Source organism: Quisquiliibacterium sp. (genome assembly GCF_982640115.1).
In genome coordinates this window covers 31269-44445 of the sequence record NZ_CEXFHW010000009.1, presented here as the reverse complement: position 1 = coordinate 44445, position 13177 = coordinate 31269, and the positions used below count along the sequence as shown (strand labels likewise).

Annotated in this window: 11 protein-coding genes and 2 pseudogenes; 6 read left to right on the top strand and 7 right to left on the bottom strand. The window is 72.3% G+C overall.

The annotated features are described in order from the left end of the window. The 6 genes and pseudogenes from AC2H6A_RS02260 to ptsP form a co-directional block, all read left to right on the top strand. A pseudogene (locus AC2H6A_RS02260) lies at positions 1-907 on the top strand (ammonium transporter family protein); the annotation flags it as partial. Positions 908-1148: 241 nt separating this feature from the next. Next, complete coding sequence (gene gshA / locus AC2H6A_RS02255) at positions 1149-2429, top strand: glutamate--cysteine ligase (RefSeq protein WP_484271504.1); 1281 nt, start codon at positions 1149-1151, stop codon at positions 2427-2429. Between the two features lie 63 nt (positions 2430-2492). Then, positions 2493-3455 (top strand): glutathione synthase, encoded by a 963-nt coding sequence (gshB, locus tag AC2H6A_RS02250; RefSeq protein WP_484271503.1) that lies wholly within the window; start codon positions 2493-2495, stop codon positions 3453-3455. 32 nt (positions 3456-3487) lie between these two features. Further along, positions 3488-3919: a PTS sugar transporter subunit IIA gene (locus AC2H6A_RS02245; RefSeq protein ID WP_484271502.1), complete on the top strand. Its 432-nt coding sequence runs from the start codon at positions 3488-3490 to the stop codon at positions 3917-3919. Continuing rightward, entirely contained in the window at positions 3906-4175 is a 270-nt protein-coding gene (locus AC2H6A_RS02240) for an HPr family phosphocarrier protein (RefSeq protein ID WP_484271501.1), read from the top strand. The genes AC2H6A_RS02245 and AC2H6A_RS02240 overlap by 14 nt, the downstream gene beginning before the upstream one ends. A 3-nt stretch (positions 4176-4178) precedes the next feature. Beyond that, a pseudogene (gene ptsP, locus AC2H6A_RS02235) lies at positions 4179-5915 on the top strand (phosphoenolpyruvate--protein phosphotransferase); the annotation flags it as partial. Here the strand turns inward: ptsP and AC2H6A_RS02230 are convergent. The 7 genes from AC2H6A_RS02230 to AC2H6A_RS02200 all read right to left on the bottom strand — a co-directional run bounded on the left by AC2H6A_RS02230 (position 5896) and on the right by AC2H6A_RS02200 (position 13175). Continuing rightward, positions 5896-6978, bottom strand: coding sequence for a GGDEF domain-containing protein (locus AC2H6A_RS02230; protein ID WP_484271500.1), 1083 nt, complete (start codon positions 6976-6978; stop codon positions 5896-5898). The pseudogene ptsP and the gene AC2H6A_RS02230 overlap by 20 nt on opposite strands. Positions 6979-7089: 111 nt before the next feature. Next, a complete protein-coding gene (locus AC2H6A_RS02225) occupies positions 7090-7392 on the bottom strand; it encodes a hypothetical protein (protein ID WP_484271499.1) in 303 nt (100 codons plus the stop codon). A 5-nt stretch (positions 7393-7397) separates the two neighbouring features. Beyond that, a complete protein-coding gene (locus AC2H6A_RS02220) occupies positions 7398-8627 on the bottom strand; it encodes a geranylgeranyl diphosphate reductase (protein WP_484271498.1) in 1230 nt (409 codons plus the stop codon). A 1-nt stretch (position 8628) separates the two neighbouring features. Continuing rightward, positions 8629-9996 (bottom strand): BCD family MFS transporter, encoded by a 1368-nt coding sequence (locus AC2H6A_RS02215; RefSeq protein WP_484271497.1) that lies wholly within the window; start codon positions 9994-9996, stop codon positions 8629-8631. Position 9997: 1 nt separating this feature from the next. Then, positions 9998-10879, bottom strand: coding sequence for a chlorophyll synthase ChlG (gene chlG / locus AC2H6A_RS02210; RefSeq protein WP_484271496.1), 882 nt, complete (start codon positions 10877-10879; stop codon positions 9998-10000). Positions 10880-10936: 57 nt separating this feature from the next. Then, entirely contained in the window at positions 10937-12436 is a 1500-nt protein-coding gene (gene crtD, locus AC2H6A_RS02205; RefSeq protein WP_484271495.1) for a 1-hydroxycarotenoid 3,4-desaturase CrtD, read from the bottom strand. Continuing rightward, positions 12429-13175 (bottom strand): spheroidene monooxygenase, encoded by a 747-nt coding sequence (locus AC2H6A_RS02200; protein ID WP_484271494.1) that lies wholly within the window; start codon positions 13173-13175, stop codon positions 12429-12431. The genes crtD and AC2H6A_RS02200 overlap by 8 nt, the downstream gene beginning before the upstream one ends. Positions 13176-13177: the final 2 nt, after the last annotated feature.

Here is a 13177-nt window from a genome sequence, read left to right as displayed (position 1 = left end):
TCACGGTGCTGTGGTTCACCTTCTCGTATGTCCCGATGGCCCACATGGTGTGGTTCTGGGACGACCCGGACGCCTTCACCTCGGCCGATGTGGTCGAGAAGGTCACCGCCAACGCCGGTCTGCTCTGGCCGTGGGCGCGCTCGACTTCGCCGGTGGCCCGGTGGTGCCCATCAACGCCGGTGTGGCCGGCCTGGTGGGCGCCTATGTGATCGGCAAGCGGGTGGGCTACGGCAGGGAATCGATGGCCCCGCACTCGCTGACCATGACCATGATCGGCGCGTCGCTGCTGTGGGTGGGCTGGTTCGGCTTCAATGCCGGCTCCAATCTCGAGGCCAACGGTGCGGCCGCGCTCGCCTTCGTCAACACGCTGATCGCCACCGCTGCCGCCACGCTGTCCTGGGTGCTCGGCGAGTGGATGGGCAAGGGCAAGCCCTCGATGCTCGGCGCCGCCTCGGGCGCGGTGGCGGGTCTGGTCGCCATCACCCCGGCCTGCGGCTTCGTCGGTCCGATGGGCGGCCTGATCATCGGTCTGGTGGCTGGCGTGGTCTGCCTGTGGGGCGTGAACGGCCTCAAGCGCATGCTCGGTGCCGATGACTCGCTGGATGTGTTCGGCGTGCACGGTGTGGGCGGCATCCTCGGCGCCATCCTCACCGGTGTGTTCGCTGCGCCCTCGCTCGGCGGCATCGGCTTCCCCGACTGGGTGACCATGCAGACCGCCGAGTACTCGATCGGCGGTCAGGTGTGGACGCAGATCAAGGCGGTGGTCGTGGCGGTGGTCTGGTCGGGCGTCGTGGCTTACATCTCCTACAAGCTGGTCGACATGATCGTCGGCCTGCGGGTGGCCGAAGATGAAGAGCGCGAGGGCCTGGACATCGCCTCGCACGGCGAGTCTGCCTACCACCACTGATCGCTCACCTCCCTTTCCCATCTCCTCCTCGGTCGGCCCTGCGGGGCCGGATCACCGGCAGTCGACCCTCACCGGCGGCCGGTCGAGCGGGCTCCTCCTGGAGCCCGCTTTTTTTTGTTTGGCTACAATCATCGGCTGCCGTTCGCAAGGCTGTTCGCGCGTCGCGCGGCGACCGGCCGCACCCTGCCTGCCGCGCAGTCCGCACAGCCCCGTCCTTGCCCGCCGAAAGCCGCCGCCCGCGATGGTTCCGCACCTGATCACCGCCCTGAAAGGCCCGTTGCTCGACCTGGAGCGGCGCTTCCTGCAGGCCACGCCGGCGATCGAGCGCTGGCTGCGCCTGGAGTGGCAGGAGCACACCCCGCCCTTCTATTGCTCGGTGGGCCTGCGCAATGCCGGCTTCAAGCTCGCGCCGGTGGAGGCCGACCTGTTTCCGGGTGCCTTCGATCAGCTCTCGGACACCACGCTGCCGCTGGCCGTGCAGGCGGCCATGGCGGCGATCGAGAAGTACTGCCCCGATGCCCGCAACCTGCTGCTCATCCCCGATCGGCGGCGGCGCGAGCCGGGTTACTTCGCAAGCATCCACCGCCTGGCGGCCATCCTGCGCCAGACCGGTCTGAATGTGCGCTTCGGCTCGCCCGATCCGGCCATCGTCAACCCGGTGCGCATCGCGCTGCCCGACGGCTCGGCGCTGCTGCTGGAGCCGCTGCGCCGTCAGGGTCGCCGGGTGGGCCTCACCGACTTCGATCCCTGCTCCATCCTGCTCAACGACGATCTGGCCACCGGCGCGCCGGCCCTGCTTGCCGACCTGCACGAGCAGGTGCTGCTGCCGCCGCTGCATGCCGGCTGGCCGGTGCGCCGCCGCTCCCAGCATGCCGTCGCCTACCGCGAGGTGGCCAAGCGCTTCGCGAAGATGCTCGAGATCGACCCGTGGCTGATCTCGCCGCTTCACGGCCTGTGCGAGCGCGCCGATCTGACCACCCGCGCCGGCGAAGACAGCGTGGCGGGCGCGGTCGATTCCCTGCTGCGCCAGACCCGCGCGAAGTACCGCGAGTACGGTGTCCAGAGCGCACCCTTCGTGGTGCTGCGGCCCGATGCCGGTGATGCGCCCTCGCCGCCGCTCACGGTGCGCGAGACCGGCGAGGTGCGCCGCCTGCCCTCGCGCGAACGCGAGCGTCTGTGCCCCGACGGCCCCTGCGCCCTGCTGCTGCAGGAGGGCGTGCCCACCGTCGAGACCCTGGGCAGCGCCACCGCCGAGCCGGTGGTCTACCTGATCGACCGGTATGTGGTCGGCGGCTTCTACCGGGTGCACGGCGAGGCCGGCGGGCAGGCGCAGGCCGCTGCGGCCGAACCGCATCATGTGCCGCTGCCCTTCGCCACCAGTTGCCACCTGCCCGACTGCGACGCCGATCCCGACCTGGCGCAGAATCGGTTCTATGCCTACGGCGTGGTGGCACGGCTGGCGATGCTGGCCGCCGCCATCGAGCTCGAAAAGACAGACCCCGACCAGTCGCTCTACGGCTGAGCCGGCCTCCGCCCCACCCGCGCGGCGCGCCTGCCGCGCCACCCCGCCTTCCGGAGATCGCCCGTGCGCATCGCCATCGTCCTCGACCCGCTCGACACGCTCAAGACCTACAAGGATTCCACCTACACGATGATGGTCGCGGCCCAGGCCCGCGGCCATGAGATCCATGTCTGCGAGCAGGGCGAACTCTCGCTGGTGGGCGGCAGCGTGGTCGCGCGCATCCGTCGCCTGCACCTCACCGATGTCACCGGTGCGCAGCCCGACTGGTATCGCCTGGAGGCCGACACCGAGCAGCCGCTGAAGGCCTTCGACGCGGTGCTGATGCGCAAGGACCCGCCCTTCGACATGGAGTACATCTACTCCACCTACCTGCTCGAGCACGCGGTGCGTGAGGGCGCGCGGGTGTTCAACGACCCGCGATCGGTGCGCGACCACAACGAGAAGCTGAGCATCGCGCAGTTTGCGCAGTTCACTGCGCCCACCATCGTCACCCGCGATCCGGCACGGCTGCGCGCCTTCGCGGCCGAGCACGGCGAGGCGGTGTTCAAGCTGCTCGATGGCATGGGCGGTGCCTCGATCTTCCGTGCCCGCGCCGATGACCCGAACCTCTCGGTGATCATCGAGACCATGAACCAGTTCGGCGCCCGCACCGTCATGGCCCAGCGCTATCTGCCGCAGATCGTCGACGGCGACAAGCGGGTGCTGCTGATCGGCGGCACGGTGGTGCCCTGGTGCCTCGCGCGCATCCCGAAGCAGGGCGAGGCGCGCGGCAATCTTGCGGCCGGCGGCACCGGCGTGGCCCGCGAACTGTCGGCCAGTGACCGCCGCATCGGCGAGGCCCTGGCACCGGTGCTGGCCGCCCGCGGGCTGCTGCTGGTGGGCCTGGATGTGATCGGCGAGAGCCTCACCGAGGTCAATGTCACCAGCCCGACCTGCTTTCGCGAGATCATGGACCAGACCGGTTTCGATGTGGCCGGCCTGTTCATCGACGCGCTCGAGCGCGCGGTCGCCGCCGGGCCGCGCTGAGGCCGGCGGCGCCGTCTCTTATCATTGCGGCCATGATCGGCATCCTGATCGTCTCCCATGAGCCCCTGGGCACGGCGCTGCTCAACTGCACGCGCCACATCTACGGCCGCCTGCCGGTGCAGCTCGCCGCCCTTGATGTCATCCCCGATGAAGATCCGGCCGCGGCGGTGCGCGCCGCCGGCGACCTCATGTCGCGCATCAATGACGGCAGCGGCGTGGTGGTGCTCACCGATGTCTTCGGCGCCACGCCCTCGCGCATTGCGCGCGGGCTGGCTGATCCCGGGCGATCGGTGGTGATTGCCGGGGTGAACCTGCCCATGCTGCTCAAGGCGCTGGGCAACCGGCGTTCGCCTCTCGAGACCCTGGCCGCCATGCTGATCGACAGCGCCAAGGGCGCGATCATCGAAGTGCCCTGCGAGCCGCATGCGGCCCCTGTCCCCGGAGACCCCGATGCGCAGCGTTGAAGCGGTGGTGGTCAACAAGCTCGGGCTGCATGCCCGGCCCTCGGCCAAGGTGGCGCAGCTTGCCACCCGCTTCCAGTCCGATGTCTGGATGGCCAAGGGCGCACGCCGCATCAACGCCAAGAGCATCATGGGCGTGATGATGCTGGCCGCGGCCAGGGGCACCACCCTGGTCATCGAGGCCAGCGGCCCCGACGAGGACGCGGCCGCCGCCGCGCTCGCGCAGCTCGTGGCCGACGGCTTCGGCGAGGAGATCTGAGTGTTCACCCTGTGCGGCACGGGCATCGGCGGCGGCATCGTCATCGGCCGTGCGCGCGTGCTCGAGTCGCGCCGCTTCGACATCGCACGCTACCGGGTCGCCGAGGAGCTGCGCGGCGCCGAGCAGGCCCGTCTGCGGCGCGCCCTGGGCGAGGTCAAGGCCGACCTTGCCGCGCTCGCCGACGAGCTGCCGCCCGAGGCCCCGCCCGAGGCGCGGGCGCTGCTCGAGGTCCACTCCATGATCCTCGACGATCCCTCGCTCGCCGAGGCTGCGCTCACCCTGGTCCAGGCCCAGGGCTGGAACGCCGAGTGGGCGCTCTCGCATCAGGCCGATGAGCTCGCCGAGCAGTTCGCCGGCTTCGACGATCCCTATCTGCGTGAGCGCGGGCGCGATGTGCAGCAGGTGACCGACCGCGCGCTCAAGGCGCTGGCCGGCATGCGCAGCCGTCACGGCATGGGCGAGCCGGCCATCTATGTCGCCTCCGACATCGCGCCCGGCGACATGCTGGCGCTGCGCTCGGCGCTGGGCTTTGCCATCGACCTCGGCGGTACCACCTCGCACACCGCCATCCTGGCGCGCAGCATGAATCTGCCGGCGGTGGTCGGCCTGGGCAGCGCCAGCGAACTCATCGAGGACGACGACTGGCTGGTGCTTGACGGCGAGGCCGGTGTGGTGATCGTCGCCCCCGACGAGCCGCTGCTGGCCGAGTATCGTCGTCGGCAGGCCGCCGACCTGGCCGAGCGCGAGAAGCTGCTCGGCCTGGTCTCGGTGCCGGGTGACACCCGTGACGGCACCCGCGTCGAGCTGCATGCAAACATCGAGCTGCCCGAGGAGGCGCAGCAGGCGCGCGACCTCGGCGCCGACGGCATCGGGCTGTTCCGCTCCGAGTTCCTGTTCATGAACCGGCGCGACCTGCCCGCCGAAGACGAGCAGTACGAGGCCTACCGCGCCGCGGTGCTGGCCATGCGCGGCAAGCCGGTGACCATCCGCACGCTCGACATCGGCGCCGACAAGGCGCTCGAACCGCCGAATGCCGGTCTGTCGCCCAACCCGGCGCTGGGCCAACGGGCCATCCGCTTCTGCCTGGCCGAGCCCGATATGTTCCTCGCGCAGCTGCGGGCCATCCTGCGCGCGGCCGAGCACGGGCCGGTGCGGCTGCTGATTCCCATGCTGGCCCACCGTCACGAGATCGATCATTCCCTGGCCATGATCGCGCAGGCCCGCGAGCAGCTGCGCGAGCGTGGCCTGCACGACGGCGCGGGCGTGCCGGTGGGCGGCATGATCGAGGTGCCCGCTGCGGCGCTCTCGGCGCGGCTGTTCCTCAGCCGCCTGGACTTCCTGTCCATCGGCACCAACGACCTCATCCAGTACACGCTGGCGATCGATCGTGCCGACCACACCGTGGCGCCGCTCTACGATCCCTTCCACCCGGCGGTGCTGCGGCTGATCGCCATGACCATCCGCGAGGCGCGGCGGGCCGGCAAGCCGGTGTCGGTGTGCGGCGAGATGGCCGGCGAGGTCGATGCCACCCGGTTGCTGCTCGGCATGGGCCTGCAGCAGTTCTCCATGCACACCGCCAGCCTGCTGCCGGTCAAGCGCGAGGTGCTGCAGTCGGACACCCGCTGGCTGGCCCCGCGGGTGGCGCGTCTGCTGCGCTCCGACGACCCCACCCGGGTGAGCTCGGCGATCCGCCGCCTGCGCGAGAGCGCCCCGGCCGAACTCAGCTCGGCTCGGTCGTGACCTGGTCGCGGCCGGCCTGCTTGCTGCGGTAGAGCGCGCGGTCGGCGCGGGCGATGCCCTCGCCGAGGGGCTCGGCGGCCAGTGATTCGGTCACGCCCACCGACACCGTCACCCGCAGCGCCGGCCGCGAAGCCGACAGCGGCTGCGTGGCGATCGACTGGCGGATGCGCTCGGCCGCGCGTCGGCCGCCGTCGAGATCGGTGCGGGTGAGCAGCAGCAGGAACTCCTCGCCGCCCCAGCGCGCAACCACATCATGGTCGCGGCAGGCCTCGCGCAGCCGTTCGGCGATGCCGGTGAGCACCTCGTCGCCCACGGCGTGGCCATGGGTGTCGTTGATCTGCTTGAAATGGTCGACATCGACCAGCACCAGCGCCATCGGCCCGCCTGCCGGGCCCTGGGCGGCGCGCTGTTCGGCCTGCAGCCAGAAGTGCCGGCGGTTGGACAGACGGGTGAGCGGGTCACGGGTGGCCATGTGTTCGAGCCGGCGCTCCGCGCCGCGAACCAGTCCCACATAGGCGATGGTGATCGCCGTGAACATGGCGAACACGATCGACAGGTTCAGGCCGTGCACGACGGCCAGGCTGAGCGGGGACACCGGCTGCAGCGGTCCGAGCAGCACGCACAGCCGCTCCAGCCCGAGGTAGAAGGCGAGCAGCAGGGCCAGCGCGGGCACGGCCCGGCGCGGGCGGGTGCTGACCGCGATGGCCGGGATGAACATCATCAGGAAGTAGTGGAAGCCGCTGCCCCAGCCGAGGATGAGCGAACCGAGCGCCGCGTGGCTGAGCACCTCGACCCAGATCAGCACGATCGAGACGCGATTCAACCGGTCCCGGCTGAGCCACCAGGCCAGCCCGTAGATCGCCATGCTGGCCACATTCACCCACTGCAGCAGCGACGAGCCGATCGCCCAGAAAAGCAGGAAGAAAACCGCGTCGGTGGCCGCGGCGAGCACCGTGATGCGGCGTACCGTCAGCCAGAGCGCGTTGCGCATCATCGAGGGCTGGCGCGGTCCGGCATCGGGCGGACCCGGGATGGCCGTGGTGCGGGACGGGTCGGGGTTCATGGGCAGGGCCGGATCATACCGGCCGCGGATCAGGGCGGGTCATGGTCGGTTTCCGGTATCGGTCGAGCGGCCTGCCGCGTCGGCCGCGCGGGCCCGGGCCCCGGCCACGGCTCAGCCCCGCCAGCGGATCCGCAGGTCGATCGCGTGGGCCACGCCGGCGGCCATCAGGCAGGCCACCAGCCAGGGCCAGGGCGCGCCCGCCACCACCGCGCGCAGCGCGGCCATCAGCGTGAGGCCGCTTGCCATGGTGCTCAGCAGCGGCCGGGGGGCGATGCCGCGGCCGCTGTATCGGCGCCAGGCCAGCAGCAGCAGGGTCTCGAGCAGGGTGAAGGCGATCACCGCGTCGACCAGCAGCAGGACATCGGGCATGCCCACCGCGGCGAGCAGGCCGCCCGGCCCGGCGGGCGAGGTCATGCCGCTCAGACCCGCGCCAGCCCGAGCAGGTGGGCCATGTCCTTCAGGAAGATGCGCACATGGGCGATCGGCTTGCGGCGCACCAGCTCCTTGTTCATGTACGACTCGAAGGTGAGCTGCTGCACGTCCTTGTCGCGGCAGATGCTCACGAAGCGCTCGCGTCGCGCGTCGCTCGAGTACCAGAAGCGCTGCATGATGCCCAGCACCCAGAACACCTTGCCGTGGGCGCGCATGAAGCGCCGTCGTGCGCCGGCCAGCGCGCGGGCGTCGCCGGTGCGCAGCAGTTCGTCGATCGCGTCGGCAGCCAGGCTGCCGCCGACCATCGCGTAGTAGATGCCCTCGCCGGAGGCGGGCGCGACCACGCCCGCGGCATCGCCGGCGAGCACGACATCGCGGCCGTTATCCCAGCGCCGCAGCGGCTTCATGGGCAGCGGCGCGCCCTCGCGGCGCAGGGTGGGTGCGTCGGCCAGGCCGGCGGCCTCGCGCAGGCGCCCCACCGCGTTGCGCAGCGAGAAGCCCTTGTCGGCGCTGCCGGTGCCCACCGAGAGGGTGTTGCCGTGCGGGAAGACCCAGCCGTAGAAATCGGGCGAGAGCGAGCCCTGGTACCAGACATCGCAGCGCGATCCGTCGTAGCCCGCCGGCGGCCGGGCCGGCGCGGCGATGATCTCGTGATACGCGAACACATAGCGGGTGTTCTCGGCGCCGGGCACGGCCTGGCGCGCCACGCCCGACTTCGCGCCATCGGCGCCGATGATGGTGCGGGCCCGCACCCGCGCCGGCACGCCCTCGCCGGGGCGCAGGCGCTCGCGGTGCTGGTAGTGCACCACGGCCACCCCGTCTGGGTCGCGCTCGATGCGCTCGAACTGGCCCGTGCGGCGCACCGCGCCGGCGGCAGCGGCGCGCTGGCGCAGCCACTCGTCGAACTGGTCGCGATCGACCATGCCCACGAAGCCGTTCTCGATCGGGATGTCGACATGGGCCGAGCGCGGCGAGACCATGCGCGCCGAGGTGGCCCTTGCCACCAGCTGGGAGTCGGGGATGGCGTAGTCGCGGATCAGCCGCGGCGGGATCGCCCCACCGCAGGGCTTGATGCGCCCGGCGCGATCAAGCAGCAGCACCTTGCGGCCCTTGCTGGCGAGCTCCTGCGCGGCGGTGGCGCCGGCCGGGCCACCGCCCACCACCACCACATCGAAGGTTTCGTCGGCCGGGGGCGCCGCGTGTCCGGTATCGGGCATGTCAGCCCCTTTCAAGCGGGGCAACCCGCAGTTCGCCGACCCGGGGGCCGGCGGGCCGGCCGGAATCGGCCGGGTCGATGCGGAATTCGCCGCTGTCGGCACGGCCGATGCGGGCGGCGAGCACGGCAGAAGCCACGAACAGCAGCCCCTCCAGCGCGAAGACCGTGGCGTAGGCCCAGCCGGTGGTGCTGATCAGCCAGCGGGCAAGGTCGCTGGCGGCCGCACCGGCCAGCCCGCCGATGCCGAAGGCCAGCGCCTGCGCTGCGCCCCACAGGCCCATGCGCACGCCCTCTCGGCGGGCGTGGCCTTCGCCGGCCAGGCGCATCATCGAGGCGATGGCGGCGATGGCGAAGGCGCCGTTGGCCACGCCCAGCGCGAAGACATTGGCCCGCAGCGGCCACTCGCCTTCGCTCAGGCCGGCACCGGCCAGCCCGGCCAGGGTGAGCGCCGAGGCGAGGCAGCCGCCGATGGTCCAGGCCCGCAGCGTGCCGAGCTGCCGCCCGGCCAGCCGGCTGCCGGCGAAGGCGGCGAGCAGCATGCCGGCGAAGGCACCGCCGTGCTGCAGACCAGCGAGCTGGGTGGACTCGCCCGGCGAGTAGCCGAACACTGCGCCCGCGAAGGGCTCGAGGATGAGGTCCTGGGCGCTGTAGGCGAGCATCGACACGAACACGAAGACCGTGAAGCGGCGCGCCTGGGGTTCGGCCCAGACCTCGGCCAGCGCCTCGCGAAAGCGTGGCCGCGGCTGGCCGGGCTCGGCACCGGGCGCAGCCCGGCCTTCCAGGCGAAAGAGCGCGGCCAGCGTGAGCAGCACCGCACACAGCGCGACCACGCTGGTGACCGCGATCAGCCGTTGCGGCGAGTAGGGGTCGAGCAGCCGGCCGGCCACGCCGGCCGTGACCGCAAAGCCCATGATCATCATCAGCCAGACGATGGTGGCCGCGGCCGCCCGCCGCGGCTCGGGCACGCGCTTGGCGAGCAGCACCAGCAGCGAGGTGCCGGCCGCGCTCACGCCCACGCCGATGGTGGCGAAGGCCAGCACTGCGGCCAGCGTGCCGGCCACCGGCTCGGTAGCCATCAGTGCGGTGGCGCCGGCCGCGGCCACACCACCCAGCGCCAGCACCGCCATGCCGCCGGCGATCCAGGGCGTGCGCCGGCCGCCGACATCGGAGCCGAAGCCCATGCGCGGCCGCAGCCCCTGCATGGCGTAGTGCACGCCCACCAGCAGCCCGGGCAGCAGGGCCGGCAGCGCGAGCTCGACCACCATGACGCGGTTGAGCGTGGAGGTGGTGAGCACGACGATCGCGCCCAGCGACATCTGGACCAGGCCCAGGCGGACGATGGCCCACCAGCCGAAAGGCGCACCGCTCATGTCAGCTTCCTCCGAGGGAGCGCAGCGCGAAGGCGCTGACCATCATCCCGGCGACGAACAGCGGTACGCCGAAGCCGCTGTAGGGCAGGGCGCGCCGGCTGGGCGAGGCGACGAACCAGCGCATGAGTGCCGCCTGGGCGACCAGCAGCGCTGCCACACCGGCGGCATGCGCCGGCCGTTCCCAGGACAGCAGCAGACCGATCACCGCGACCTGCGGCAGGGCCATGGTCCAGCAGGCGACGCGCGCGGCGCGGTCGATGCCCAGGCGCACCGGCAGCGAGCCCACGCCCATGCGCCGGTCGCCTTCCACCGACTTGAAATCGTTCAGGGTCATGATGCCGTGCGCGCCCAGGCTGTAGAGCGCAGCCAGGCCGAGCGAACGGGCATCGGGGATGGTGCCGCCGGCCATCACCGCCGCGCCGGTGACCCAGGCCAGGCCCTCGTAGCACAGGCCGCAGGCGGCATTGCCCAGCCAGCCGTTCAGCTTCAGCCGGATGGGCGGCGCGCTGTAGGCCCAGGCCAGCGCGAGGCCGACCAGCGCCGCCCCGAAGCCCCAGGGGCCGAGCGCGCTGGCCACCAGCAGCGACAGCACGCTCCAGCCGATGGCGATGTACAGGCCCCAGCGCCCGGGCATCCGGCCCGAGGGGATGGGCCGATGCGGCTCGTTGATGGCATCGACATGGCGGTCGAACCAGTCATTGACGGCCTGGCTGGTGGCGCAGACCAGCGGCCCGGCCAGCAGCACGCCCACCAGCACCATCGGCCAGCGCTCCACCGGCGACACACCCGAGGCCACCACCCCGCAGGCGAACGCCCACATCGGCGGAAACCAGGTGATGGGCTTGAGCAGCTCGGTGACGGTGGACAGCGCGGGCCGGGACATCGATGCAGTCTGCCCATGACACCGGCAGGCGTCAATCTCTGCTTACATGACGCGGGCCTAAGCGGAACCGCCGAGCCCGGCGATCAGGGCCTGGGCCGCCAGCCGGCCGGAGAGCGTCGCCATCGGCACGCCCGGGCCGGGATGCACGCTGCCGCCGGCCAGCCACAGGCCCGGGATCCGGCTGGCCGAGCCCGGCCGCGCGAAGGGCGTCATCCAGCCATGGGAGGCGCGGCCGTAGAGCGCACCCCCGGTGGCTGGGAACAGCCGCTCGAAGTCGGCCGGCGTGGTGACCACGGCATTGGCCGCGTTGCGCGTCACCTGCAGCCCGCAGCGCGCGAGCAGGCCGAAGGCGCGCTCGGCGCAGGCCTCGATCTCGGGCGGCTCGAAAGCGCGTCGGTCGCCCACCGGCGGCGCGTTCACCAGGCAGAGCAGCCGCTCGCCGGCTGCCGCCGGGGCGGCGTCGTGGTCGAGCCGGTCCTGGGCGCAGAGATAGACCGTGGGCCGGCGCGGCAGCTGGCCGCGCCCGAACACATCGCTGAACTCGCTGGCGTAGTCCTGGTCGAAGAAGACATTGTGGTGCAGCAGCGGAAAGCCTTCGGTCGGCGCGTTCATCGACCAGGTCAGTGCCGACAGCGAGCGCGCGCCGGGCGGCACCGGCCGGGTGGCCGGCCGGGCGGCCTCGCCGAGCAGGCCGCCGGCCAGCGCGCCGACATCGCCGTTGAACACCACCGAGTCGGCCGCCAGGCGTTCGCCGTCGGCCAGCAGCACGCCGCGCACCCGCCCGCCCTCCACGAGGATGCGTTCGCAGTGCGCCTGACAGCGGATCTGCGCGCCATGGCGTTGCGCCAGGCCGGCCAGCGCGCGCGCCAGCGCGATCATGCCGCCGCGCACCGCCCAGACCCCGTCCATCTCGACCTGGGCCACCAGCATCAGCGTGGCCGGCGCGCGCATCGGCGAGCCGCCACAGTAGGTGGCGTAGCGGCCGAAGAGCTGCTGCAGGCGCGGATCGTGGAAGTGCCGGGCGAGCGAGCGCCAGAGCGTCTGCAGCGGCCCCAGCCGCCAGAGTGTGGCCAGGCCTGCCGGGCCGAGCGCGCGGGTGAGCCCGGTCAGCGTGGGCCGGGCCGAGCGGATGTACGGGCCCTCCAGGGTGCGATAGACCGCGGCCGCCTGCTCGCAGAAGGCGAGGAAGCGGCGCGCCTCCTGGGGGCCGCTGAACTCGCCGATCGCCTGCGCCGAACGCTCACGGTCGGCGAACAGGTCGAGCCGGCCGCCCTCACCCCAGGCATGGCGGGCCAGCACGCTCAGCGGGGTGAGGGCGAGCGCCTCGTCGAGCCGCACGCCGGCATCGGCGAACAGCGACTCGAACACCCAGCGCATGGTGAACACCGTGGGACCGCTGTCGATGCCGGCGCCCAGCGCGTGCACCTGGCGCAGCTTGCCGCCGGGTTCGGCCGCGCGCTCGAGCACCGTGACCGACAGGCCGCGACGGGCGAGATCGATGGCCGCACTCAGGCCGGCCGCGCCCGCGCCGATGACCACCACACGGTGCTCAGCCAAGCGTGCGACCCTGCCAGCAGCCCTCGAGCCGCTCGGGCACGAAGCGCACGAACATCGACTCGGAGAAGAAGCCGCGCTCGGCCGCGGCGCGGATGGCGGCCTGGTGCGCGCCCTGGCGCGCGTAGTCGTTCATGTCGGCCACGCTGTCCCACAGGCTGAAGGTGGCCTGGCGCAGCAGCGGTGCTTCGCCCACGCCCACCGCCAGTCGACAGCCGCGTACGCCGGTGAGCGCGCGCTCGGCGGCCGGCTCCATGCCCCAGAAGGCGGCGGCCCGGCTCGGCCGGATGGAGGCGCGGGTGAGGGAGGCCACGGGCCCCTGGGCCGGCGCGACTGCGGTGACCGGCAGGCGCATGCCCGACCAGCTGCCGCGGCTCGACCAGGGATGCAGGCGCACGCAGAAGTGGTCGCCGGCGCGCTTGCGCCAGGCCTGCAGCGGGCCCCCGGGCGCGGTGAATGCGTTGGCGCTGGCGGCGTCATCGAAGACGCAGAACAGGCCGGTGATCGAGGCGCTGGGCTTCAGGCCGAAGCGGCCTTCATGACCGCTGCCCAGCACCTTGACGAAGCGCAGCCCCGGCACGCCGCGCAGCGCGAAGCGGCCGACCACGAAGCGCGACCAGCCCCACAGCCGGAAGCGCGGCGCGATGTCGAAGAGGCAGAAGAGCACCACCGGCGCCGGTCCGGCCGCCGGGCTGGCAGCGGTGTCGCGGGGGTGAGCGGCCAGCGGCGGCGACCGCTCCATGG